Annotated in this window: 25 protein-coding genes and 2 tRNA genes; 18 read left to right on the top strand and 9 right to left on the bottom strand. The window is 34.7% G+C overall.

The genetic code is table 11. The features are described from left to right. Positions 1–43 precede the first annotated feature (43 nt). The 9 genes from PKK00_08450 (at position 44) to PKK00_08410 (ending at position 6,286) form a co-directional block, all read left to right on the top strand. Positions 44–448, top strand: a complete 405-nt coding sequence (locus PKK00_08450) for a F0F1 ATP synthase subunit epsilon (GenBank protein ID HNW98423.1) — start codon at positions 44–46, stop codon at positions 446–448. A 1-nt stretch (position 449) separates the two neighbouring features. Beyond that, complete coding sequence (locus PKK00_08445) at positions 450–773, top strand: AtpZ/AtpI family protein (GenBank protein HNW98422.1); 324 nt, start codon at positions 450–452, stop codon at positions 771–773. Beyond that, positions 763–1,068 (top strand): ATP synthase subunit I, encoded by a 306-nt coding sequence (locus PKK00_08440; protein HNW98421.1) that lies wholly within the window; start codon positions 763–765, stop codon positions 1,066–1,068. The genes PKK00_08445 and PKK00_08440 overlap by 11 nt, the downstream gene beginning before the upstream one ends. Continuing rightward, positions 1,058–1,771, top strand: coding sequence for a F0F1 ATP synthase subunit A (locus tag PKK00_08435; protein HNW98420.1), 714 nt, complete (start codon positions 1,058–1,060; stop codon positions 1,769–1,771). Before PKK00_08440 ends, PKK00_08435 begins: the two co-directional genes overlap by 11 nt. Before the next feature lie 3 nt (positions 1,772–1,774). Further along, positions 1,775–2,044, top strand: a complete 270-nt coding sequence (locus PKK00_08430; GenBank protein ID HNW98419.1) for a F0F1 ATP synthase subunit C — start codon at positions 1,775–1,777, stop codon at positions 2,042–2,044. A gap of 12 nt (positions 2,045–2,056) precedes the next feature. Further along, positions 2,057–2,857, top strand: a complete 801-nt coding sequence (locus PKK00_08425) for a F0F1 ATP synthase subunit delta (GenBank protein ID HNW98418.1) — start codon at positions 2,057–2,059, stop codon at positions 2,855–2,857. 17 nt (positions 2,858–2,874) lie between these two features. Then, positions 2,875–4,404 (top strand): alternate F1F0 ATPase, F1 subunit alpha, encoded by a 1,530-nt coding sequence (locus PKK00_08420; GenBank protein ID HNW98417.1) that lies wholly within the window; start codon positions 2,875–2,877, stop codon positions 4,402–4,404. A gap of 16 nt (positions 4,405–4,420) precedes the next feature. Beyond that, positions 4,421–5,317, top strand: coding sequence for a F0F1 ATP synthase subunit gamma (locus PKK00_08415; GenBank protein HNW98416.1), 897 nt, complete (start codon positions 4,421–4,423; stop codon positions 5,315–5,317). A 183-nt stretch (positions 5,318–5,500) separates the two neighbouring features. Then, positions 5,501–6,286 (top strand): energy transducer TonB, encoded by a 786-nt coding sequence (locus PKK00_08410; GenBank protein ID HNW98415.1) that lies wholly within the window; start codon positions 5,501–5,503, stop codon positions 6,284–6,286. Between the two features lie 283 nt (positions 6,287–6,569). On the opposite strand, the gene PKK00_08405 is transcribed toward PKK00_08410, so the two are convergent. Continuing rightward, positions 6,570–6,645 (bottom strand) — tRNA-Pro (locus PKK00_08405). Between the two features lie 181 nt (positions 6,646–6,826). On the opposite strand from PKK00_08405, the gene PKK00_08400 reads away from it, so the two are divergent. From PKK00_08400 to PKK00_08390, 3 genes are all read left to right on the top strand, one after another. Beyond that, a tRNA-Ser gene (locus tag PKK00_08400) sits at positions 6,827–6,913 on the top strand. Between the two features lie 669 nt (positions 6,914–7,582). Further along, a complete protein-coding gene (locus PKK00_08395) occupies positions 7,583–8,020 on the top strand; it encodes a response regulator (protein ID HNW98414.1) in 438 nt (145 codons plus the stop codon). A 61-nt stretch (positions 8,021–8,081) separates the two neighbouring features. Next, positions 8,082–8,537, top strand: a complete 456-nt coding sequence (locus PKK00_08390; GenBank protein HNW98413.1) for a response regulator — start codon at positions 8,082–8,084, stop codon at positions 8,535–8,537. 65 nt (positions 8,538–8,602) lie between these two features. Here PKK00_08390 and PKK00_08385 read toward each other — a convergent pair whose 3' ends face one another. Next, positions 8,603–10,048 (bottom strand): WD40 repeat domain-containing protein, encoded by a 1,446-nt coding sequence (locus PKK00_08385; GenBank protein HNW98412.1) that lies wholly within the window; start codon positions 10,046–10,048, stop codon positions 8,603–8,605. Positions 10,049–10,214: 166 nt separating this feature from the next. On the opposite strand from PKK00_08385, the gene smpB reads away from it, so the two are divergent. Then, entirely contained in the window at positions 10,215–10,658 is a 444-nt protein-coding gene (gene smpB, locus PKK00_08380; GenBank protein HNW98411.1) for an SsrA-binding protein SmpB, read from the top strand. A 35-nt stretch (positions 10,659–10,693) separates the two neighbouring features. Here smpB and PKK00_08375 read toward each other — a convergent pair whose 3' ends face one another. After that, entirely contained in the window at positions 10,694–11,347 is a 654-nt protein-coding gene (locus tag PKK00_08375; GenBank protein HNW98410.1) for a rhomboid family intramembrane serine protease, read from the bottom strand. Positions 11,348–11,438: 91 nt separating this feature from the next. After that, positions 11,439–12,812, bottom strand: a complete 1,374-nt coding sequence (locus PKK00_08370) for a M20/M25/M40 family metallo-hydrolase (protein ID HNW98409.1) — start codon at positions 12,810–12,812, stop codon at positions 11,439–11,441. Positions 12,813–12,954: 142 nt separating this feature from the next. Here PKK00_08370 and PKK00_08365 point away from each other — a divergent pair, with 142 nt between their 5' ends. Beyond that, complete coding sequence (locus PKK00_08365; GenBank protein HNW98408.1) at positions 12,955–14,025, top strand: hypothetical protein; 1,071 nt, start codon at positions 12,955–12,957, stop codon at positions 14,023–14,025. A 38-nt stretch (positions 14,026–14,063) separates the two neighbouring features. After that, positions 14,064–16,085 (top strand): acetate--CoA ligase family protein, encoded by a 2,022-nt coding sequence (locus PKK00_08360; protein HNW98407.1) that lies wholly within the window; start codon positions 14,064–14,066, stop codon positions 16,083–16,085. An 89-nt stretch (positions 16,086–16,174) separates the two neighbouring features. Here the strand turns inward: PKK00_08360 and asnA are convergent, their stop codons facing one another. Both asnA and PKK00_08350 read right to left on the bottom strand, forming a co-directional pair. Further along, positions 16,175–17,182 carry an aspartate--ammonia ligase gene (asnA, locus tag PKK00_08355; GenBank protein HNW98406.1) on the bottom strand — a complete coding sequence of 336 codons (1,008 nt, stop codon included), beginning with the start codon at positions 17,180–17,182 and terminating at the stop codon, positions 16,175–16,177. A 353-nt stretch (positions 17,183–17,535) separates the two neighbouring features. Next, the gene (locus tag PKK00_08350; GenBank protein ID HNW98405.1) at positions 17,536–17,973 is read right to left on the bottom strand and encodes a nucleoside deaminase; all 438 of its coding nucleotides are present in this window, start codon (positions 17,971–17,973) and stop codon (positions 17,536–17,538) included. An 86-nt stretch (positions 17,974–18,059) separates the two neighbouring features. On the opposite strand from PKK00_08350, the gene PKK00_08345 reads away from it, so the two are divergent. Continuing rightward, positions 18,060–19,307: a metallophosphoesterase gene (locus tag PKK00_08345; GenBank protein HNW98404.1), complete on the top strand. Its 1,248-nt coding sequence runs from the start codon at positions 18,060–18,062 to the stop codon at positions 19,305–19,307. Between the two features lie 28 nt (positions 19,308–19,335). On the opposite strand, the gene amrB is transcribed toward PKK00_08345, so the two are convergent. Continuing rightward, positions 19,336–20,415: an AmmeMemoRadiSam system protein B gene (gene amrB / locus PKK00_08340; protein ID HNW98403.1), complete on the bottom strand. Its 1,080-nt coding sequence runs from the start codon at positions 20,413–20,415 to the stop codon at positions 19,336–19,338. Between the two features lie 41 nt (positions 20,416–20,456). Here amrB and PKK00_08335 point away from each other — a divergent pair, with 41 nt between their 5' ends. Both PKK00_08335 and PKK00_08330 read left to right on the top strand, forming a co-directional pair. After that, a complete protein-coding gene (locus tag PKK00_08335) occupies positions 20,457–20,690 on the top strand; it encodes a hypothetical protein (GenBank protein HNW98402.1) in 234 nt (77 codons plus the stop codon). Positions 20,691–20,700: 10 nt separating this feature from the next. Next, positions 20,701–21,363, top strand: a complete 663-nt coding sequence (locus PKK00_08330) for a dihydrofolate reductase family protein (protein ID HNW98401.1) — start codon at positions 20,701–20,703, stop codon at positions 21,361–21,363. A gap of 81 nt (positions 21,364–21,444) precedes the next feature. On the opposite strand, the gene PKK00_08325 is transcribed toward PKK00_08330, so the two are convergent. Continuing rightward, positions 21,445–22,320 (bottom strand): SPFH domain-containing protein, encoded by an 876-nt coding sequence (locus PKK00_08325; GenBank protein ID HNW98400.1) that lies wholly within the window; start codon positions 22,318–22,320, stop codon positions 21,445–21,447. 161 nt (positions 22,321–22,481) lie between these two features. Then, positions 22,482–23,090, bottom strand: a complete 609-nt coding sequence (locus PKK00_08320; protein ID HNW98399.1) for an N-acetyltransferase — start codon at positions 23,088–23,090, stop codon at positions 22,482–22,484. Between the last annotated feature and the right edge of the window lie 136 nt (positions 23,091–23,226).

Here is a 23,226-nt window from a genome sequence, read left to right as displayed (position 1 = left end):
TATGACATCGACAGGCTCAATATGACAAATGAAATCATAAAGTATGGAACCATCATTAATGAAATTAAAGATATTGTTGCCTTATAAAGTGTTTTCTGAAAACACGCAGGTCAGACGTATTGTTGCAGAAACAAAGAATGGCTCTTATGGATTTTTACCACAACGACTTGATTGTGTAGCTGCTTTGGTTCCGGGCATCTTCGAATACGAAACAGAAACACAGGGTGTGGTTTACATTGCTATTGATGAAGGAATATTGATCAAAACAGGAAATGATGTGCTGGTGTCGGTTCGCAATGCGATTGGTGGAACGGATCTTGGGAAACTACATGAGTTGGTGGAAAAAGAATTTTTGTACGTGGACGAGAAAGAAAAAAATATAAATAAAGTCATGGAGAAAATGAGCAATAGTTTAATTAATAGCCTTAAAAAGTTTTTAAAAGAATAAAATGAAAGCAGTGGATATAAAAGGTAGAGATGAGTTAAGCCAGAAGATTGCCAAGAAAGAAAAGCAAAAACTAAAATCGCTGCGTCAGGAGAAACGGAGTGTGTGGCTGGGTTTTGGATTATTCGGGATAGTGGGCTGGTCGGTTGTTGTTCCTACTTTGCTGGGTGTTGCATCAGGAGTATGGCTTGATAAAAATTATCCGCAGACATTCTCATGGACAATATCCCTGCTGTTCGTGGGCCTGGTGTTAGGATGTCTGCTGGCATGGCACTGGGTTGATAAAGAAAACAAAAAAATGCATAAAAATAATGGAAATGGTAAATGAAGATTTATATATGGTAGCTGCACTATTTGCAGGTATTATAATTGGCGCAATATTTTTTGGTGGCTTATGGCTTACCATAAAAAAAGGTGTAACATCAAAAAACCCGTTACTATGGGTGCTGGGAAGTTTTATTTTAAGAACAGGAATCGCCCTTGTTGGGTTTTATTATATATCGGAAGGAAACTGGAAAAAATTACTCATTTGTTTGTTCGGTTTTATTCTCGCACGATTACTGAGTAAACGATTTTTATCTAATAATGTAAACAAAAAAGTGGAGGTAAAAGATGAGGCTTAGCCCCGACGATACTATTTTCTGGCAGCAAGGCATCTTCTGCATTAACGGTACTATTGTTTGGACATGGGCAATTATGTTGGTATTGGTAAGTATTTCCATACTCATCACACGAAAACTTCGTACAGATATTCATATTTCGCGTTGGCAATGTATACTTGAAATGCTGGTAAAAGGCATTAATAAACAAATTGAAGAAATAGGGTTAAAAGAACCTGTAAAATATATAGGATTCCTGGGCACCTTGTTTTTATTCATTGGTACGTCTAACCTGTGTATCATTTTTCCGGGTTATGAACCTCCCACGGGCTCTCTGTCAACAACAGCGGCACTCTCGTTAAGTGTGTTTTTTGCCGTACCCTTTTTCGGTATTTGCCGATGTGGTTTATTGGGTTATCTCAAATCTTATTTACATCCCAATTTCATTATGCTGCCTTTTCATATCATCAGTGAATTTTCACGTACCATAGCTTTAGCAGTAAGACTTTTCGGGAATATCATGAGTGGCAGTATGATCGTGGCCATACTTTTAAGTATAGTGCCTTTTATATTTCCAATGGTCATAAGTATACTCGGTTTGCTTACGGGAATGGTTCAGGCATATATCTTCAGCATTCTGGCAACAGTATACATTGCTTCGGGAATCACTGTCGAAAGCAAAAAGAAAATAAAACAAAATAAAAAAATAAATAATAAGGAGGAATAAACTATGGACAGCAGTACTATAATTAGCGCAGCTACTATTATTACAGCAGGGCTGACAACAGGTATAGGATGCATGATGCCGGCATTGGCCGAAGGACGGGCCATTGCAAGTGCGTTGCAGTCACTGGCACAACAACCCGATGCTTCGTCCAAAATAACAAGCACGTTATTCATCGGACTGGCAATGATCGAATCATGTGCAATTTATTGTTTCGTGGTTTCGATGATATTAATTTTTGCGAATCCTTTCTGGAATCATTTTATTGCTCATTAAAAAAAGAAAAAAATGCTTATCAATTGGTTCACGGTTTTTGCTCAGGTCATCAACTTTTTAATTTTGGTTTGGTTGCTGAAACGCTTCCTGTATAAGCCAATATTAAAAGCTATTGCTGAAAGAGAAAATCAAATCACAGCTAAACTTAAAGATGCCGAAGCAAAAAAATCAGAAGCAGAAAATGAACGTGATGAATTCCTGAAAAAGAACAGGGAGTTTGCGCAACAACGTAACGACCAATGGAATCAGGCGGTTGATGAAATAAAAACAAAAAAACAACTTCTGCTCGAAGAAGCATTAAAAGAATCGGAGGCTTTAAGAGAAAAACTGAAAACTACGTTTAAAGAAGAACAGAAAAATTTAAGTCTTGCAATAATGCGGAAAACACAGGCAGAAGTTTTTTCTATAGCCGGGAAAATATTGAAAGAACTTGCTGACGACACGCTCGAGCAAAGAATAGTAAGTGTTTTCATCAAACGTTTGAATGATTTAGTTGATGAAGAAAAGAAAAAATTATCGTCAGCATTTTCAACATCAAAGCATGCGGTTATGGTAAGCAGCACCTTCCATTTGATTCCGTCGCAACAAAAAGAAATTGAAAAAACATTAAAAGAAATGTTGGGCAATTCCATTGAGCTTACATTTAAAACCAATCCTGAAATGATCAGTGGTATTGAATTACATGCCGATGGTTATAAGTTGTCGTGGAGTATTTCGGAGTATCTTTCTTCTATTGAAAAGAATATTTCAGAAACCATTTATTCCAAACTACAGGTATATAAAAAAGAGAACAATAAAGAAGACAAAGGATAAAAAGATAAAGAAAAAATATGGCTGAAGATTTTTTACATAGCTTTATTAACAGTGCTTTTGATGAGTTGAGTCAGAGCAGGGAACGTTATGTTCAAAAATTTGCAGCAAAAGAAGGGGGTACCGTATTAAGTGTAACTACCGGAATTGTCAGGGTTTCCGGCCTTCCCGGGGTTGGTTATGAAGAAATTTTAAAATTTCCCGGAAACACATATGGCATAGCATTCAATATTGATGCTGATGAAATAGGTGTTATCCTCCTGGGCGAAAATACAGCGATACATGCAGGAGACGAAGTGGAACGAACAGGTCGTGTAATGGATGTTCCTGTTGGCGATGGATTGATAGGTCGTGTTGTAAATCCATTAGGTGAACCACTCGATGGAAAAGAATTGGTTTCATTCACTGAACGTTTACCTATCGAACGTCCTGCTCCTGAGATCATGAATCGTGCACCGGTGAAGGTTCCTCTGCAAACCGGTTTAAAAGTTATTGATGCCATGATTGCCATTGGCCGTGGTCAGCGCGAACTGATATTAGGCGACCGCCAGACAGGCAAGACCGCCATTGCTATAGATACAATATTAAATCAAAAAGGGAAAAATGTGATTTGTGTTTATTGCGCCATTGGTCAGCGGTCATCTTCTGTTGCGAAAGTAATTGCACGACTTGCCGAGAATGGTGCCATGGAATACACTATTGTTGTTGTAACCGAAGGAAATAATTCTCCCGGTTTAAAATACATAGCTCCATATGCGGCAACCAGCATGGCCGAATATTTTATGGAGCAGGGACGTGATGTGTTGATAGTTTATGATGACCTCACCAATCACGCACGCGCTTATCGTGAGCTTTCGCTTTTATTAAGAAGACCACCGGGACGCGAAGCATTTCCGGGTGATATTTTTTATATCCATTCAAGATTATTGGAACGGGCAACACATCTGAACGATGAACTGAAAGGCGGTTCACTTACTGCCTTGCCTATCATTGAAACAGAAGCCCAGATTATTTCCGCGTATATACCTACAAATCTTATTTCAATTACCGATGGACAATTGTATGTTTCGCCAAAGCTTTTCGATTTGGGCGTATTGCCTGCAATTGATGTAGGCAAATCGGTTTCACGTGTTGGTGGCAAAGCGCAATTACCGGTATATCGTTCGGTTGCCGGAAGCCTTAAGCTGGAATATGCACAGTTTGAAGAATTGGAAACATTCGCAAGATTCGGAACACGATTGGATGAAAACACCAGCAGAATAATTGAACATGGTAAACGAATTCGTGCATGCCTGATACAGGCCGAATCAGACCCTATGTCAGTTCCGGAACAAATCATATTATTGCTTGCATTAAAGCACCGTTTGTTTGATGATGTTCCTTTAGAGAAGATGCGAAATGCGGAAGAAGCGGTTCGGGAATCAGTAAAAGAAATACCATCGGAAATTATCGAACGCTTGTTCTCCAATGATAAATTCAGCAGTGAAGATGAGCAAGTCATTTTGAAAATCGCAGAGAACAAACTCCGTTCGGAGCATTTCATTCTGTAGAAAAAAGATAACAGCGATGAGTGATACGATAGAAAGCTTACGCAGGAAAATTGAAAGTGCCGGCAAAATAGGAGCGGTTGTAAAAACCATGAAAGCAATTGCAGCTTCCAATATCAATCAGTTCGAAATGGCTGTTCATTCTCTTGGCGACTATTACCGAACCATTACTTTAGGCTTTATCGCTTATTTCAGCCAGATGAGAATAAATATCATAAACGCAAAACAAAATAAAAACAGGAATAAAACTATTAGAGTGTTGGTCGTTGGTTCCGACATTGGCCTGGTTGGACAATTTAATGAAAAGCTTGTTGATTTTGTAATGCAATCATTGAATGATATAAAAGGAAAAAAAGAAATTTGGTGTGTTGGTGAACGTATTCAATCACGATTGAATGATAACGGTTTGAATACAACAAAACTTTTTACTGTACCGGGTTCTGTGAACTACATCACTCCGCTTGTAGGCGATATTTTAATTCAGAATGAAAAGGATTATTTTAAAAATGATGAGAATAATGAATTTTATATTTTTCATAATTCTCCGAAACATGGAAGGGGTTATGAACAGATAAGTCAGCGTCTGTTACCCTTTGATGACAAATGGCTTAAAGAAATAGAAGAACACAAATGGCCAACAAATAACATTCCGCAGGTTGCAGGCGAAATACAATCAACGTTATCGGCATTGATCAGGGAATATCTTTTTGTATCATTGTTCAGGGTTTGTGCGGAATCATTGGCAGCCGAAAATGCAAGCCGACTGGAAGCCATGCAACGTGCCGAAAAAAACATTGACGAATTACTTGAAGACCTTAAGTGTAAATTCAACCGCATGCGTCAGGATTCTATTGATGAAGAAATATTTGATGTGATAGCCGGTTTTGAAGCATTGAAAAAAGATAACCAGAAATAAATATATATAAAACCCGGTAAACTACGAACTGCATTTTACGTGAAGATAGTATTCTTCAATATATTCACTTCATCTTATCATCTTTTATGAACAGATAAAGTGTTCATTCTATTTTAATTTCATTTTAACCATCTCTTAATTAGTTCACTGTTTTTATAAACTATTTTTATGTAAGGAGGAAAAATGAAAACAGCTTTTAAAAATATTGATGAAGTTGTTTTTGAAGGAAGAAACAAAAGCTATGGCGCTTTCTTCTTAAGGGCGAATAATAATAAATTTGTATCGATTGCATTAAGCATTGCTGTTATTGCAATATCCGCAGCAACGATTATTCCTTTTCTCCTTTTTAAAGAAGCTAGTTCTAATAATGTTGAAAAAAGTGTAGGTGCTGAATTCGCAAATATGGAAGCTCCAAAAACTGATGAGGAAGCACCGCCACCACCACCTCCTCCACCTCCACCCGAAGTTATGGAGCAAAAAGTGAAATTTACTGCCCCAATCATTACAGCTGATACGGTAGAAGATACGGGACTTTTAAACCAGGATGAACTGAACCAGCAATCAACAAATACCAGCATTGATATTAATCCCGTTGAAACAAATGAGATAGTTGTTGAAGAAGTGGAGAACAAAGTTATTGAACAAGCACCGCCTCCTCCATTTACATTTGTTGAAGTCATGCCAAGGTTCGAAGGTGGCGATGAAGCAATGTATGCATATATATATTCAAATATCGTATACCCTCAGATCGCTAAAGAAACAGGCATTTCAGGTACTGTTGTTGTTACTTTTGTTGTTGAAAAAGATGGGTCAATTACAGAAGTTACTTTATTGAAAGATATTGGCGGTGGTTGCGGTGATGAAGCCATAAGGTTAATAAAAGCTATGCCTAAGTGGATACCCGGCAAACAAAATGGCATACCTGTTCGTGTTCAGTTTTGTTTACCAATCAAGTTTGAACTTTTATAATTGACAGACACCTCTATGTTGCAATATTTATTTTGAAAAGATTTTTAAGCATGAGCATTCGGGATAAATATTTATGTATGATTTCATTTTTCCAATTGTTTCAATGCTTTTCATCAAAAACACTGTATTGATTTCCATAGTATTGATTTCCTGGAGTTTTAAAAATATTAAAGGTGAAGTGATAACTTATTCAATATTATTATAAATTAATACAAACCCGATTCTATATGGTTCATATAAAACAAAAACCCTTGTAAATACAAGGGTTTTGAAGGAAAATTTGTCGGGGTGGCAGGATTCGAACCTGCGACCTCCTGCTCCCAAAGCAGGCGCGATGAACCGGGCTACGCTACACCCCGAAATTTTTAATAAGAACTTTATTATACTCTAAAATGATGAATTATACATTTAGAGTGTGCAAAAATATAAAAAAAAGATTAGCAAAAGACAAAAAGTTTATTTTTTTTCATAAAGAATCTTTATATTTGCAAACCAAAATTCGGCAATTCAATAGAATTCACCAGGATATAAATATATTACGGAGAGGTGAGTGAGTGGCTGAAACTAGCAGTTTGCTAAACTGCCGTACTCGAAAGGGTACCGGGGGTTCGAATCCCCCCTTCTCCGCAAATCAATAAAAACAGCTCCGTCAGGAGCTTTTTTTATTTTCGGAAAGAGCAGCAAAATTCATTTTGATGCAATTGAAGAAAATAAAAAAATAATACGAACGTAGTGAGTATGTTTTTATTAATTTTTAGCATCCCCCACAGGGATCATGAGCGCAGCGAATAATCCCGTTTCTTGTTTTCCGCCACTGGCGGAGTTTTTTGTTGATGGCAACTGGTTTGGTTGAGAATATAAGGTTAGTGGAGTTTATTTCTAATAACTATTCTCCTTTTACTTAACAAGCCGCTCAGCACAACAAACATTGACTCATTTATGTAAAATTGATGATTGAAAACATAAAATGTAAAAATTGATTTTAAAAAATAAAATTCACTTCGCTGATATTTGTAGTCAGAAATAGTCATTGATGGTTATTCACCGACGGATTGTTTTTTGTTGATAAGAGTTGTATTAATTTTTTTATCGGTCAATATTGAATAAAAAATATCCAAATCATGAATGAATAATTACCTTAATGCAATTTTAATGTCTCATTAATCCCTTTTTAATTGCAGCTTTTTATTACAACAATATATTTGTATATAAATCATTATAATAAAATTATATAAGAAACATAAGTAATAAAAAAAAGAAAAGCATAAATATGTTTGAATACTATAACTATTTAAAATGTCTACTGATTTTTTCAAAGAAAAAAAATTTAACAATGTTATAATATTTATTGTTGAAGACAATGAGGTATATGCAAAATCATTGAAAACATTTATACAAAACCGTTTTTCTGACATAAAAGAGATAAAAGTTTTTCGTATAGGCGAAATGTGTTTGTTGGAATTGCATCGTAACCCGATGATTGTTATTATGGATTATTTTCTGAACTCAAAATATGAAGAAGCATATAACGGACTCGAAATAATAAAAAGAATAAAATCATTAAAACCACAAACACATATTATCGTATTGAGTATTCAGAAAAATATTGATGTTATTTTAGAATCGATTAAACAATATGATTGCATATATATACAAAAAGACAAGGAGGCTTTTGCGAAAATAGAACAAGCTATAAAAGACATTTTCAAAAATAAAACTGAGAAATGGAATTAAATTTAATAATTATCGATTCAATAAAACTATATCATTATAACGATTTTAAAAACATACAATCATGAAAAAGAAGAAAACACATGTTATATTTTTGGTTGAGGACGACCAGGTATTTTCGAAAACTTTAGAACTTCATCTTAAAGAACATCTAAAGCATAAAATTGAAATCCTTACTTTTTCAAGTGGTGAAGACTGCCTTAAAGATTTACATCTTGGGCCTATAGTCATTGTTCTTGATTATTATTTAAACAGCAAGAATCCCAAAGCAGCAAATGGCATGGATATCCTGAAAAAAATCAAAAATATCGATCCCATAACCGAAGTAATTGTATTAACCCGCGAGGATAATATGAATATCGCCCTAGAAATAATGAATAACGGGGCATTTAATTATATTATAAAAAATGATATTGTATTTAAACGCTTCCAAAATATTATAAATACTGTAATACATCAAAAAAAGGTTGATGATATTTTTAAAGATTTTGAAGAAGAAAAAGAACTGAGTACAGAATAATTACAGCATACATTATTCATTGAATACATATAAAAATAACGAATAAAATATTAATATTTTATTCGTTATTTTTTATTCATTTCTAAAAAAACTTTTAATGTAGCATCTTCAGAAGGATCAACCTGTGTACCTGCTTTATATTCGGTTTTTGAAACAGGATGAGTAATAACTATATTAATATATTCTTCCAACCCACTATCAGGATTCACACGTTTAATTGCATTTATCTTAGCTGTTTGCCATACCGATTTAAAAGTTTTTGCATCTTCAAGAGGCATTTCCAGCGAATAGCTTTTATTACTTATTGTAACCCGGTATTGCTTTAAGTCGGCATTATATGCGCTTAACGCATCAATTTTAAGCATCGCAAATGAATAGGATTGCCTGGCAAGTTCCGATTTTTTATTTTCTTCATCTTTAATGCAATCGTCTTTAACATGTGCTTTCCGCTCAATAAATTGTTTCAAACGGTCGTTGTATTGTTCAGTAGTTTCAAATTCATCTTTGGCTTTTAAAAGGTAAGCATATGATGCCAGTTTCTCTTTAATGCACTTTTCATACTTTATTACTGTAATGTCCCATATTCTTACTGAACCATCATCTGATGCACTAATCATATATGCTCCGTCTTTGCTGAAGGTAACAGATTTTATTCCTTTAGCATGTCCTTTTAAAGTTTGAATCAATTTTCCTGTTGTATTATTCATTAAACGGATTTTGTTGCTTTCACCGGCTAAAACAAGATAGTTTCCATCAGGACTATAACACACTGAATTTACAGCATTCGTATCATTCCAGATGGTTTTTATAAGTTTTGCAGTAGATACATCCCATAATTTTACAGAAAAATCTTCACTGCCGCTGGCAATTGTTTTCCCATCAACGCTGAAAGCAATACTATTCACTGCATTCATATGTCCTGTCAATGTATTTTGCAACACGCCCGTTTCAACATCCCAAATTTTAACAGAATTATCCCAGCTGCCGCTTGCTAATAATTTCCCCGATGGCGAAAAACAAATGGATGTTACTTCACTGGTGTGACCTGTAATGGATTTTAATTTTTCTCCTGATATTACATCATATATTTTAATGGTATTATCTCCGCTACATGAAGCCAGCATCTTTGAATCGGGACTAAATGCAACAGCATTCACCCTTTCAAAATTTTCGCTTATTAATTTATATATTTGTTTTGTATAAGCATCCCAGATAATAATTTTCCCATCCCATCCGCAACTGGCGATATACTTTCCATCGGGACTGTATGCGACAAAAAGAACGGTTCCTGTATGCCCTGTCAGTGTGTCGCTACAAGAATAGGAAATTGCATCCCATATCTTTACTTTCATATTCCAGCCCGATGTTACAAATCTTTTCCCATCGGGACTAAATACAGCATGAGTAACTTTCAGCGAATCGGCATTTACAGTTTTAATACACTCCTGGGCACTCGCATTAAGTGCATGCAGAAAAAAAAGAAAAATAAAAACACGCAAATGTTTTATCATAAAGTTGGATATTATTTGTAAGATGTCAAATTTATAAATATTTTAATAGTACAGATCTTATCATATGGCATTTATATAAACATAACCGCTGATGTTATAAACAATCAAATACCGAGGGAATATCAGTAACATTAATTTTGCTTACTTTTGTTCCCACAATTACAACATGGCAAACCAGGTAAACATAAAAAACAAAAAAGCATCATTTGAATTTTTCCTGTTGGAAAAATTCAGTGCAGGAATTGTATTGACCGGTACCGAAATAAAATCAGTCCGCGAAAGCAAGGCTAGCATTGCCGAAGCATATTGCCTGTTTGTAAACGAAGAACTTTTTGCAAGGAACATGCATATCACGGAATACACATATGGCACTTACAATAACCATGAACCTCGACGTGACCGCAAACTTTTACTTACAAAAAGAGAATTAAAAAAAATCAAGAACCGTTTAAAAGAACAAGGGACAACGGTTATACCTACTTTACTTTTCATAAACGATAAAGGTCTAGCAAAACTTGAAATAGCGCTAGCCAAGGGAAAAAAATTATATGATAAACGCGAAACCCTTAAAGGAAAAGATATGCAACGGGAAATAGACAGAGGAAGATAAAAAATTCTGGATTAAAAAATCCCGGCAGCAAAACTTTACGTATCCGAAAGTGTATCTTTTGATTCATCATTATCATCAGGGGTATCCTGTTCAAGTTCCCATGAATATTTTTTTTGCGGAGGTCCTGAATCCCTGAAATAAACTGCGAATAATCCTCCAACTGCTAAACCCCAGAAATGAGCTTCAAATGATATATTTTGTCCCGGAAAAAATTCCGGAAATATTCCCCATACCATGCTGCCATACATAAAAACAATAACCAATGCAATAGCTGCCAGCCGTGAATCCCTGCGAATCATACCGCTAAAAAAAAGAAATGCGGCCAGACCATATACTACTCCGCTTGCACCAATATGATATGCTTCGCGCCCTGATAGCCATACGCATAATCCGGTCATAAAATAAATAAGAAAAAATACTTTTGCCGCAATACCTTTATAAAAATAAAACAAGGTCAACGAAAGCAAAAAAAAAGGAACGGAGTTAGATATTAAATGGGAAAAATTCTCATGAATAAATGGAGATGTTATTATTCCTATAAGCCCTGAAAATTTTTTAGGCATTATTCCTAAAAAAGCAAAATCATAGCCACCAAAATATTCAATAGTTTTTACACCCCACATAATGCTCAGCATCAAAACAGGGAATAATAAACTTTTATAAAAATGGGACTTCTCAGTATTCATCATTATTTACGATTATTAGAATAATCAGCGCAAACAATAACTATGCAAATGGTATTCGCATGACGAAATGGCAAAAAGTAAAAAGCGCATTGAATTATTTCACAAACCCATATTTATCTATCAGGTACGTAAGTGCTGCAATTGAAGCGCTTCCTAACTGCATTTCACGTTTATTTACTTTATCAAAAGTATCATTTCCGGCATGCTGGTAATCAAAGTATCGCTGTGAATCTGTCATCAATTCAATTAAAGGAATCCCACGGTTTATCATAAAACCAATATCTACTCCACCCCAACCTTTTTCAAATTGATATATGCCGTAAGGCAAAAATAAATCTTTCCATTTTGCAATTATATTAACCGTATCGATAGATGTTTTCATTTCAAAACCTACAGGTGTAAAACCACCGGCATCACTTTCAATGGCAGCAATATGTTTTTCATTTTTTTCTTTTGCCAGGACAGCGTATTTCCTTCCCCCACGCTGCGCACATTCTTCGTCCATGAACATCACAAAACGTATCGTGTGTTTTGGTTTTATCTGCAGGTCCCTGAAAAGTCTTGCTACTTCCAATGTTTGAACACATCCAACACCGTCATCATGCGCACCTTGTCCTAAATCCCATGAGTCAATATGACCTCCTATAGTTATAATTTCATCTGGTTTTTCACTTCCTTTAATTTCACCGATTAAATTATAGGATTCTGTTTCAGGATAAAATTTACAATTTGTCTTAAAATGGAATATCAGTTCATAATCTGTCTTCAGCCACGAGCTTAATACATCAGCATCCCTGGTACTTATGGCCACAGCGGGAATCTTGGTTATTGACGTATCATAATCCATAATTCCTGTATGGGGATAATCATCTGTCAGCAAAGTCAGCGACCGGATAATCATTCCTACTGCACCATATTTAGCCGCTTCCGATGCGCCATTAAAACGAATATCAGCCACATCGCCATATGCTTCGAACGTATTGTAATATTCAGGATTCATCGGTTTATTAAAGAAAACGATTTTACCGGTAATTTGTTTTTTACCAAGTTTTTTCAATTGTTCCAGGCTAAATACTTCAATAACTTCAGCGTTGACTCCTTCCATTGGTGTTCCCACCGATTCACCAAGAGCGCAAATATTTACATCCTTAGAACCAAAAACTTTTGAAGCAATACTTGCTTTTTCTTTTTCTCCTCTGTCCCAATGATGAACAAATATTTTTTGAGTATAAACAGTATCCATTCCTATAGAGTTCATCACTTGTTTTGCCCATTCAAGCCCAGCAGCAGCCTGTGGTGACCCGCATAATCTTCCACCTATTTTCGTACAGAGGAATTCCAGGTTTTTATATGCCGTTTCATCCGATAATGCTTCTGCATATAATGATTTTATAATACTTGTATCGGCATTTTGAGCATTAGCGATAGTCGAAACAGATAAGAATAAAATAAAAATTATTTTTTTCATGCTAAAAATTTTCAGTAAATGTAATATTTATATAAATCAATTAAATATTTTCCGGTATCTTTTTGTTATCAAACGTAGTAATTTTTAGGTTAATATTTCGTAATTTTACACTTTAATTTCCTTTTCATTTACTACTACTATTATGAAACATATCACATCGTATTTTATTTTATTATTACTGTCTGTAAATATTGCTACTGCACAGCAAAATACCTTAATGGAAAAACGTGCAGCCGCACTTGAGAATCTGGATATTTTCAGAGGCACTATAAGCGACTCCACCAAAGATGTTTTAAAAGAGCTTGTTTCGAAACAAAATGAACTTATCGAAGCCGATAAAATTGTTGTTGAACAATATCTCGATTCAGTAAAATTAAAATCCGACAGTCTTAGCCGTTTAAATATCAACCTGGCTTCCGAAAACGAAATGCTGAAAAAAGAAGGTGCTACTCAGAAAAGTCAAATGCTTTATGTTATCATCGGCGGAGGAATACTTTTATTATCATGTATCGTTTTCATTATATTATATATTATTGCTTCAAAGCAAAAGGGAAAATACAGGAAAGCTAAAGACGGACTTGAAAAGATAAAACAAGATAACCTTAAAGAAATTGAGTTGGCAAAAAAAGAAGTTGGCATCATGAAAGCCTCGGCACAAAAGGAAATTTCTGCTGCCAAGGATGAAATTCAAAATGAAGTAAAAAACTTAAAAGCAAAAATAGATTCTCTTTCTGCTGAAAAATCGAGCCTCGAGAAAAAAGCTATCGACAAATCTTTCGAAAGTTCCCAGCTACAGCTTCAAATAAAAACTATTAAAGAGGATTATGAAAGAAGCCTTTCTGATTTAAAATCGGCAAACGCTGATTTAATGCAAAAAAAACAAATCATTGAAGGACAAATATCTGATAAAGAAAATAAAATTAAAGTTTTAGAAAAAGATTATGAAACCCTGCGTTTAGATTTATCAGATTTCAAGAACCTTTGTGAGCGGGAATCGTATGAAAGGAAGCAATTGGAGAAAAAGCTTCATGAAAAAGAAAATGAAATTTACAATATCGATATACATAAAACAGATGAACTGAAAAATGAAAACGATAAACTGCATGAAGAGATCAAACAATTAAATCAACGTATTGAAAAAGAAATTACCTCAAAAAAAATGATAGAAGAGGAGCTTATAAAATTCATTGAAGAATTAAAAAGCATGCATTAAAAAATAAATTTTTGTATAAAATAAATTTACTTTAAAATATGGAAGAAAACCTAACACCCAATGAAAATGATAGCCTGGAAGTTGCAAAGAAGCTTATTAATGCAGTAAAGCAACAGTTCGAAGAAGAAAATAAGGAATTACGAAAATTTCGTAATCAATATTATCGCACCAATGATTTTTCGGTCCGAAAATTTTTCGCATATAACGGTCCAAATTTTTATTTGGATAAAAAAGCCCTGGTCTTTAATATCTATATTGCCCCAAATGGCGACAGTGTTGAGTTTTTCAAAAAGGAAATTGTAAAACAGTTTCCTGCCATAGCAGAAAAAGTGACGCCTTTTGTTATCGATCTTTATTGCGAAGTGTTACTAATGGCTATGAAGATGGACATTGATTTATATATTAACAAATATACAATTAGCACCGATGGTGATGAGTATGTTGTTGCCATCGAATACTTCGATGAATTTGTTGCTGAAGATGTGGCCAACCTTGTAAGTGAATGGTTTCATGCCATAAGCAACAACCGTGAATTTGATTTTAACACCCAATATGTAAAACTTCAGGCTGCATTTGATAAAACATTATTTGGCGGACCAACTATTTATTCGCTTATTGAAGCCGGAATGAAATTGAATATTCCTGTATTTTATCTTTTCGAAGAAAATGAATTCCAGTGGGGTTATGGCAAAAAACAATTAAGGGGACGTTCCACTACTTTCCATACTGATGGAATAAAAGATACGGAATTCACTATGTACAAAGATATGGTAGCTGATTTCCTTATGATGTGTGGCTTCCCTACTCCTATTGGTAAAAATTGTTTTAAAGAAGATGAAATTGTAAAAGAAGCCTTGAAGCTCGGTTTCCCTGTAGTTGTTAAACCTGTTGCCGGTCATAAAGGACAAGGTGTAACCACCGGTATTGAAAGCGAAGAAGAAGTAAAAAAAGCTTTCCAGAAAATCATAAAAGCAGCACAGGAAGAAGGGGCAACATTTGAAGGAGCTATTGTACAGCAACAGATATATGGCACCGACCATCGTTTACTTGCCGTAGGCGGAAAATTTGTAGCTGCTCTTGAACGTGTACCTGCTTTTGTTGATGGCGACGGCACTCATAATATTGAACAGCTTATCGGAATTGAAAATGATAAACTGATTCGTCTTGATAATGCACGTTCACCTCTTTGCAAAATAAAAATTGATGACAACCTTAAAGAATTTTTAAAACTTCAAAATCTCAATTTGCAATATACTCCAAAAGAAGGAGAAAAAATTACATTGCGACGTGTTGCTAATATTTCAGCCGGCGGTGTATCGATAAATGTTACACCAAAAATCCATCCTGAGAATATTCAGTTGGTTGAAGATATTGCGACATACTTCAACGTAAAATGCCTGGGGATCGATGTGCTGTCACAGGATATTTCAAAATCATGGCGTGAAGGAAATTTCGGAATTATTGAAATCAATGCTGGACCCGGAGTATTCATGCACCTTGCTCCTGCTTATGGCGGCTCTATTAATGTTCCAGAGTTTATCATGAAAACTCATTTCCCAAAAGAAGGTTCCGGAAGAATTCCAATCATCGCATGTAATAAAATATCAGATAATGTTGCAAACTGGCTTAACAAAAGATTACACGAAATTAAAAATGATATATTCTTTGCATACCTTAATGAACACGGTGTATTCTTTAACGGACGCTGGTTCTATAAAAATGAAAGTCATGAACAGAATGTAAAAATGATATTGCGTCATCCGAAAGCAGGTTTTGCATTATTTGCTCATACTAAAGATGACATTTATGATTATGGCACTTTGCATGCAGGTGCAGACATTGTTATTCTTGATGATGCCGATGTTGCTGAAGAATGTACACTTAAAGCACAAGTGCTTCAAGGAGGAACCATGATTGAAATTGTAGGAAATGAAATATGCATCATTGAAAATAATGAAGTGAAAGATAAAATGCATTTCGACAACCCGGAAAATAAAGACAATAAAATAATCCAAGCCATAGAAAGCAGGTTGAACGGATTAGTAAGCAAATACGAATAACAAAAAAATCTTCCGGGTTAAAAAGAAGATTTAAAAAATTAATATTAAAAAGTAAGGGCGGCGCGTTTCACGCGCCGCCCTTACTTTTTCTACATTAAACAAACTCCAGCTTCCGTCAGTTTTCTTTTTTCATCTTCAGGCCATATGCTCACTTGCACTTCACCTATGTGTGATTTTTTCAGCATGAACATACACACCCTCGATTGCCCGATTCCCCCTCCAATACTCTGAGGCAGCGTATCGTCCAACAACATCTTATGAAACGGTAACCTTGCTCTTTCAGTACATTTTCTTTCTTTCAGCTGACATACAAGAGCATGTTTGTCAACCCTGATTCCCATGGAAGATAATTCAAATGCACATTGTAAAACAGGATGCCACACAATGATATCACCATTTAACCCAACAAATTCTTCTTCGTTCATTGTACTCCAGTCATCATAGTCTGGCGCACGTCCATCATGCGGTTCACCATTCGAAAGTTCACTGCCAATACCAATAATAAATACAGCTCCATATTCTTTTGCTACTTCGGTTTCTCTTTCTTTCACACTCAGCGTTGGATAAAGCTGCAATAATTCTTCTGCATGCAAAAATTTAATTTTCTCAGGCAGTAAAACAGGAATCTTTGTATCATAATGATGAACAATTTTTTCCGTTTCTTTCAACGCTTCATAAATTTTACATACTGTTTTTTTCAGGAACGACAATGTACGTTGCTGCTGACCGATATGTAATTCCCAATCCCACTGGTCAACATAAATAGAATGCAACGAGGAACAAACTTCATCAGGACGCAATGCCCGCATATCTGTTAAAATCCCTTCATTCACATCAATCTCGAGTTGCTTTAATCGCAAGCGTTTCCATTTAGCCAACGACTGAACCACAACTGCTTTTTGTTTCGATATATTCTTTATATCAAACATAACCGGTTTTTCCACTCCGTTCAGATCATCGTTAATACCGGTGCCATCAAGCACTACAAGCGGTGATGAAATTTTTATCAGGTTTAATTGTTTCGACAATTCTCTGGCGAATGTCTCTTTTACCAACGCAATGGCTTCTTCTGTTTTTAAGATTTCCTTGTACTTCATAATTTTATTTTTATTTGGTTTATAGTTTTTGCAGTAATAAAAAAAGCCCGTTGTTTCCGATGGGCTTCATAACAATAAGAATGCGACCGTCGCAGTTGGTGGTTTAATATTATTGTTATTATTAATGTTCAGTAAATGCATTATAAAATTTTTATCAAAAAAAAGCCTCCACGAAATCGGGAGGCTTGAATATTTTTATTTTTTATTAGTATCTACAATAGCCTCCCGTTCCGAATATTATTATTCGAATTATTATTTAAGAAGTTATTGATTAAATTTTTCATTATGATCTTTGTATTTATCGGGAACAAAAGTACAACCTATTTTTATGACAGCACTAATATTTTTAAAAATTATTTTCCAATATCCTCATTCCAAAGTTCAGGTTTATCATGAATAAAGCGTTCCATCAAATCTTTACATTCCTGATTATCTTCAACAATTACTTCCACTCCTCGTGATTTTAAATGTTCTTCTTCACCCATAAATGTTTTATTCTCACCTATCACAATTCTCGGAATCCCATAAAGCAATATTGCGCCACTGCACATTGAACAAGGTGATAAAGTTGTGTACAACGTACATTTTTTATAAACCGAAGCCGTCTGACGACCAGCATTTTCAAGCGCATCCATTTCACCATGCAAAACAACACTATCACGCTGTATTCGTTTATTATGACCTCTTCCAATTATTTTATTTTCATAAACTATCACAGAGCCAATAGGAATGCCGCCTTCAGCAAGACCTTTTTTGGCTTCATTTATCGCTTCAGCTAAAAACTTGTCCATAATTTATATTTTATTTCTTCAAATTTAATAAAATACTTCAAACATTAAAATTCATAAATCAGATTTTCTGATAACTTTGCATTACTATGATTTGGGCTATATTAATTTTTGTTTTATTTATCGCAATAATCGAATTCTTTTCATTTATTGCAATTAAGCATGCATTCCGGATGAAAGCAAAACCTGTTTTAAAAAGAAGGTTCAGCAGAATTTATTTTTTCACAATAATTTTAATAGCTCTGTTATCATTAATTTATTTTGTAACACTTCGCTTTTCCAACAAACCTGATTATATTATTTACAGAAATTATTTCTTCCTAACCGGAATATTCTCATTATTCTTTTTACCAAAATTTATTTTACTTTCATTTGCATTGATTGAATACATCATCAGGATCCCTGCATTAATTCTAAAGAAATTAAAATTTGAAAATAAAATTTTACAATACATTTCTTCTTTCAGAATATTCAGTTTTATTGGAGTTATATTTACAATTATAATGATGTTCGTAGTATTGAACGGAATTATTTTCGGCAAAACAAATTTTAAAGTCGAACATGTCAGTATTGAATTTCCTAATCTTCCCCAAACATTCGATGGGATTAAAATTGCACAAATATCGGATATGCATCTTGGCAGTTTTTCCGATTCGCTTGACGTTCGCAAAGGAATTGATTTGATGATGAGCGAAAAACCTGATATCATTTTCTTCACCGGCGATTTAATCAATAACCTTTCTGATGAAGCAAAAATGATGTTGCCCGAATTAAAAAGAATTCACGCACCATTTAACGTTTTCTCCATTTTAGGAAATCATGATGTAGGTGATTACCGTCGTTGGAAAACCATTAAAGAAAAAACGGAAGACTTCAACAACCTTGTAAAAATTGAACAGGAAGCAGGGTTCAAACTTCTAATAAATCAAAATTATGTTCTTAAAAAAAATAATGACTCCATAGCAATCATAGGGGTGAACAGCTGGGGAACACCGCCATTCAAGCAATACGGCAAATTAGAAGTTGCGATCAAAGGAGTTGAAAATGCTGTGTTTAAAATTCTGCTTACACATATTCCTTCACACTGGGATGCCGAAGTAGCAGGGAAAAATAATGCCGACCTCACCTTATCGGGACATACACATGCTATGCAATTTGGAATTGACTGCTGCGGGTTTTACTGGTGCCCGCTCGAATACATGTATCCTCACTGGGCGGGATTATATAACGAGGGCAACCAATACCTTTATGTAAATCGCGGTTTCGGATTTCTTGGATTCCCCGGAAGAATAGGAATGACGCCGGAAATCACAATCATTGAATTAAAAAGAAAATAAAATTTAATTCAGAGTTTAGAATTCTGAATTATTTATATCCCACCACAGCGTAGCCAACCCAGTGATGCAGATTTGCAATTGCAGTTGCTCCCATTTTGATATCATCTAATTTAAATGGTTTGTGGGCAATGCTTGTAGAGTAGTCGCTAATCATCAGCTTTAACGGTTGTGTTCCTGATAATTTTTGAAGTTTATTTGCTGTCAACATTCCAAATGGAACAGAATATCTTCCGCACCATGTCCATTTATATTCACGCCAATCATTGTTTTGTACGGTATATTCAAAAAATTTCTTTGCACTATTAGAATCAGGAATTGCAAGACATTCATTCATTATCTGGTGTTCAAAATTAACAGCATCGGTAAATCCTTTTTCATCACATCCATACAGTGCATAATTTTTTCCGCCCCAGTCTTCATCACCGTAATGCACTGCATCGGTTGATGCTATTAATGCTATATCTTTTCCCCATTGCAGATTATTTTTTTTCATCACTTCATTCAATGCTTTCGCCATATCATCAGAATATTTCTGCATATCAGCAAAAGGCATATAAGGAACAAGAATGGAAATGATCTCAACATTTTTATTGTAATACTGAAGGAACGGAACAAAAGCTTCCACTGAATGTTCAACAATCTGCAAGCTGTCATGAACAATATAATCATTCCGAGGTAATGCATTCATCAACTGTTGACGCAAAGGTGAAACGGCAATGTTTCCGTACGGCTCCTGCCATTCGTCAAACGAATCAAAAACCAGTTTCCGTTCAATCCCGAATTTCTTTGCTTTATGCGCAACGCCAAATATTATAACTGTCTTTGCTTTTATATGACTAAAAGTTACATCATATAAAAAACCTGCATAAGTGTAATCATCATGCGGAGAAATTGCAAACCTGAATGCAATATCATTCGTTAAATTATTTTTCTGATAAACAGAATCATAATATAAATCATATTGTTTATGCAATCGTTTCACTATTGAATCCATCTGCCATGCTTTAGTTGCAAATCCAACAGAATCGACAGGTTTACGGGTTTTATTTTGTGCATTCAAATGAAAACAACACAAAATAATTAGTGAAAATATAAACAGTTTTTTCATAATAAATATTATATTAGCATTTCAAAGATATAATACTTTTTATGAATTTAACAGATTTGATTGGTACTGTTGGTGTTTTTATACTACTGCTTGCATATTCACTAAACCTTATTTTCAAATTTTCAAAAAAAAATAATTGGTATCTTATCATGAATATTTTTGGAGCTGCACTTGCTTGCGTGGCTTCAGTTATGTTGAATTATATTCCGTTTGTTATACTGGAAGGCTCGTGGACTCTGGTTTCCACTGTTGCTTTATTTAGAAAGATTATTTAAACAAAAAATTATGCTTCCAAAAATTATTATTCACAACACGATTACGCTTGATGGCGCATATACCGATTTTGCTGCCGACCTGGACCTGCATTACACGATAGCCGCATCATTCGAAGCCCAGGCATATGTTGTCGGCTCAAATACTTTAAAAAGCGCGGTCATAAAAATTCCGACAGAAAAAAAATCGGATTTCAGAAAACCTTTATTTAACATGGATGACCCAAGACCATATTGGGTTATTGCCGATAGTCGCGGACAATTAAACGGTATTTTGCATTCATACAGGCGTATGTCATTTATGAAAGATATTATTGTTATGGTTTCGGAAAAAACACCTAAAAAATATTTGCAATATCTTGAAGAAAGAGATTATGATATTATTTATGCAGGCAAGGATCATGTTGACCTCAGCGATGCTTTTCAGGCTTTACGAAAAAATTATGGAGTTAAAAAACTGATAACTGATACCGGAGGTATGCTCGACTGTGTGCTTCTAAACCAGGGACTTGCTGATGAAATAAACCTGCTTATTGCACCTGAAATAAATGGTTCAAATAAAATAAAACTTTTTGATTTTATTGCCGAAAACAGCCGAATTGAATTAAAACTACTGAATGTTTACAGGCATAAGAACGGGTTTTCGCAATTGCATTATAAAATTATTAAAAAATAAATAAAAATGCCCGAAAAATTTCCGGGCATTTTTTATTTTTATACTATAATGTTTTTTGTCATTCAGTGCGAAGCGATGAATCTATTCTTCTTTCGGTTTCCTTTTCAAAGGCAACACTCCGGCCATTTCGCCAATAACATTAACAAGTTCAGTGTCGGTCGGGACAACAATCTTCGCATTTTCAGAAAGTGATTTTTCTACAGCTTCCAATTTTCTCAGCAGTTGCGCATTACCCACGAAATATTTATCAGCAGCTTCATTTACCAGTCGTATTGCTTCGGCTTCTCCTTCAGCATGTAAAATCTTTGCCTGCTTTATACCTTCAGCTTCTTTTATCTTGGCGCGCTTTTCGCCATCGGCAACTGTTTCGCGTGCAGTGGCAAAATCAATAGCAGCAATTTTTTCGTTCTCAGCTTTTACTACTTTATTCATGGTTTCCTGAACATCCTTGGGTGGGTCGATCTCTTTTAATTCGGTACGAACAATTTCAATTCCCCAGTTGCTGGTTTCTGTATGAAGCGTTTTATACAGATCCGCATTTATTTTTCCTCTTTCACTATTTGCCGATTTTAAAGTTAATGTACCTATGATATTCCTTAATGTAGTACGTGCTAAGTTCACAATCTGCCATTGGTAGTTGTTTACATTGTATACTGAACTTTTTACACTTACTTCGTCATCTTTTACTTTAAAATAAACCTGTGCATCGACTTTAGCATTTAAATTATCATTGGTGATAATTTCCTGCGATTCGGCATTTACCATTTGTTCGGTAATATTTATCTGGTACATTTTTTCAATACCGGGTATTATCCAATGAAATCCGGCACTTGCGAAACGATTGTATTTACCCAAACGTTCAATCAACCCTTTGTGTGTGGGTCGTACTATCCTGATTCCAATCAGGAAAATAAAAATTATTGCACCAATAATGTAAACATATGTTATTCCATTCATAAAAACCTCCTTTTAATTTATAATGACCAAAGATAGTTAAATTTTGATGTAAGAAAGAATTAAGTAGTAAGTATCAAGACATAAGTCGTAAGTAGAAAGATAAAAAGTTAAATGTCACAATGCTTATGTTTTGTTTTATACAAGGTTTTTATGTTTCCTATTTATTTCAATTGGGTTGGGGTTACATGTTTTACTTTGTAAGGAAAATTCTTTTCAAATGCTTCCAATTCCTCAGATTCAATTATGAATACATCGTCTTCATAAAATTTTCCCTGTATTCCTTCAAATCCTTTTTCCTGAATTTCTAAAGCCATGAATGGCTCAAAGTTCTGACAGTCTTTTGTTGATATTTTATATTCCAACGCATTTTTGAATCCAAAGCGGTGATAATAATTGGGGTTTCCAAAAAGTATCATTCCCGGAAAACCTAATTCTTTTGCAATTGAAATACTACTTCTCATTAGTTTTGAGCCTATCCCTTTTCCCTGGTATTCCGGTATAACAGAAATAGGTCCTACACATACAACTTTATGATTTTTTTCATTTGTATCAACAACCTTGGCTACAGTGCTTATTATATGACCAACAATATTATTATTTACTGTTGCAACCAAATCAAGCTCGCCAATAAAACATTTACTATTTCTTATGTTATGCAAAATCAAATGTTCATCGCAACCCGGTTTGTAAACATCCCAAAATGCTTCGCGAGTTAAATTCTCAGTTTGAGGATAATCTTTTTTATTTGTTCTGGTAATTATTACTTCCATGTTTTTTATAATTATAATGGAACAAACGTGCCCGCACTTGCTGTTTGGTGGCGGTTTTAACCGATAAACTTTATAGAAAACACTAAAGGCTGCCTTCCCACTTACCGGTCTAACAAGCCGCAAAACCGCCACTGAC

This window comes from Bacteroidales bacterium (assembly GCA_035353855.1).
Classification (GTDB): domain Bacteria; phylum Bacteroidota; class Bacteroidia; order Bacteroidales; family CG2-30-32-10; genus DAOQAK01.
The sequence above is the reverse complement of the archived record's forward strand: the minus strand, read 5'-3'. Positions and strand labels throughout refer to the sequence as shown.